At 68.6% G+C, this 2636-nt stretch carries 2 protein-coding genes; both read left to right on the plus strand.

Going from position 1 to position 2636, the window contains the following annotated elements:
* Nucleotides 1–37: 37 nt before the first annotated feature.
* A complete protein-coding gene (gene dapC, locus VN856_RS07195; RefSeq protein ID WP_325687550.1) occupies nucleotides 38–1126 on the plus strand; it encodes a succinyldiaminopimelate transaminase in 1089 nt (362 codons plus the stop codon).
* Nucleotides 1127–1137: 11 nt separating this feature from the next.
* On the plus strand, nucleotides 1138–2636 hold a 1499-nt coding region (locus tag VN856_RS07200), incomplete at its 3' end, for an acyl-CoA dehydrogenase family protein (protein ID WP_325687549.1).

Below are 2636 nucleotides of genomic sequence, written 5' to 3' on the forward strand. Positions count from 1 at the left end.
CTCACGACGACTGAGCAGCCTGGTGAACCGCCGGCGACTGTCGGCGACATTGCCGGAGTTCCCGTGGGACACCCTGGCCGATGCGACCGCGCTGGCCAAGTCGCATCCGGGCGGCATCGTCGACCTGTCGGTCGGCACGCCGGTCGACCCGGTTGCGCCGATAATCCGTGACGCGCTGGCCTCGGCCAGCGCCGAACCGGGATACCCCACCACCGCGGGCACACCGGAGCTTCGCGAGTCGGCGGTCGCCGCGCTGAGCCGCCGGTACGGCATTACCGGGCTGACCGGGTCGGCCGTGCTACCGGTCATCGGCACCAAAGAGCTGATCGCCTGGCTGCCGACCCTGCTCGGCCTGGGCGCCGAGGATTCGGTCGTGGTGCCCGAGCTGGCCTACCCGACGTATGACGTCGGCGCGCGGCTGGCCGGTGCGCGGGTGCTCGTTGCCGATTCGCTCACCCAGCTCGGTCCCCAGGCGCCGGCCCTGTTGTACGTGAACTCACCGAGCAACCCGACCGGTCAGGTGCTGGGGGTCGATCACCTGCGCAAGCTGGTCGGCTGGGCCCGCGAGCGCGGTGTGGTGGTCGCCTCCGACGAGTGCTATCTGGGCCTGGGTTGGGACGCGCAACCCCTTTCGGTTCTGCATCCGTCGGTCTGCGACGGCGACCACACCGGTCTGCTCGCGGTGCACTCGTTGTCCAAGAGTTCCTCGCTGGCCGGTTACCGGGCCGGTTTCGTCGCCGGCGACGCCGCCCTGGTCGATGAGCTGCTGGCGGTGCGCAAACACGCCGGGATGATGGTGCCGCGACCCGTGCAGGCGGCCATGGTCGCTGCCTTGGACGACGATGCCCACGAGCGTGAGCAGCGCGAGCGCTACCGACGTCGCCGCGATGTGCTGCTGCCGGCGTTCCGGTCGGCCGGCTTCACCATTGACTATTCCGACGCCGGTCTCTATCTCTGGGTCACCCGCGGCGAGCCGTGCCGCGACACCGTCGGCTGGCTGGCTCAGCGTGGCATTCTGGCGGCACCCGGTGAGTTCTACGGCGCGCGCGGCGCCCAGCACGTCCGGGTGGCGTTGACGGCCACCGACGAGCGCATCGCCGCCGCCGTCGACCGTCTGGGGGAATAGGAGCGACGGCCATGACCGGATACGAAGCGGAGCCGGTCGACCGGCTGCCGTTCAGCACGCCTGAGAAATCGGAGCGCTACCGCACCGAGAACTACCGGGGAGCCGTCGGCCTCAACTGGTATCGCACCGACCCCACGCTGCAGCTGACGATGGCCTACTACTTGCAGCCCGATGAGCTGGCCGTCGTCGAGCCACATCTCAATGACATCGGTGAGTTGATGGGCGGTCCGGTGGCGCGGTGGGCTGAGCAGACCGACCGCCACCCGGCCCATCTGGAACGCTACGACCGCTGGGGCCACGACATCGGCCAGGTGGTTCAGCCGACGTCGTTCATCGAGTCCAAACGGGCGGTGTTGAGCGCGCAGAAGGCGCTCAAAGACGATGCGCGTCGGGCCGGCATCGCGTCGTCGATGCCGATGTTCGCGGCCAACTATCTGCTTGATCAGGCCGACATCGGCATGGGCTGTGCCCTGGGAACGGGCGGCGGCATGGTCAAGTCGCTGGTTGCGGCCTATGCGCCCGCCGACGTGCGCGAGCATGTCCTCGCCCGCTTCGCCAGCGGGGAATGGGAGGGCGAGACCGCTCAGCTACTGACCGAGCGGGCCGGCGGCTCCGACCTCGGAGCGCTGGAGACCACGGCTACCCGACACGGAGATGCCTGGCTGCTCAACGGTTTCAAGTGGTTTGCCTCTAACTGCGACGGCCAGGTTTTCGTCGTGCTGGCCAAGCCCGAGGGTGCCCCGGACTCCAGCCGCGGCGCGGCGAGCTTCCTGGTGCTGCGAACTCGTCGCGACGGGACGCGCAACGGCATTCGCATCCGGCGACTGAAAGACAAGCTGGGCACTCGCTCGGTGGCCTCCGGTGAGGTGGAGCTGGTCGACGCGGAGGCCTTCCTGCTGTCCGGCCAGCCCAGCACCGATCAGCCCGGCATCGACCAGTCCGGCACCGACGCGCAGCCGTCGGACGGCAAAGGTCTGGGCCGGATGATGGAGCTGACCAACGCCGCCCGTCTCGGAATCGCCCTGTTCGCCCTGGGCAACGCGCGGCGCGCCCTGGTCGAATCGCTGTGTTACACCCGCCAGCGGCAGGCCTTCGGCGACCGCCTGATCGACAAACCGTTGATGCGCCGCAAACTCGCCGAAATGATCGTCGACGTCGAAGCCGCCCAGGCGCTGGTGTTCGACGGCGTGGGCCTGGCCAACCACCGCCAGCCCAGACGGGTGCGGCAGCGGATTGCCGTGCCGGTCACCAAGCTCAAGGTGTGCCGGCTCGGCATCACCATGGCCTCCGACGCGATCGAGATCCACGGAGGCAACGGCTATATCGAAACATGGCCGGTGGCAAGGCTTTTGCGCGATGCGCAAGTCAACACGATCTGGGAGGGTGCTGACAATATCCTCTGCCTGGATGTGCGGCGGGGGATCGAGCGCATCGGCGCCCATCAGCCGCTGCTGGAGCGACTGCATGACGCGATCTCGGTGTCCGACGACACTGATGACACGACCCGCCT

The organism is Mycobacterium sp. (assembly GCF_035603715.1).
In the GTDB taxonomy this organism is placed as follows: domain Bacteria; phylum Actinomycetota; class Actinomycetes; order Mycobacteriales; family Mycobacteriaceae; genus Mycobacterium.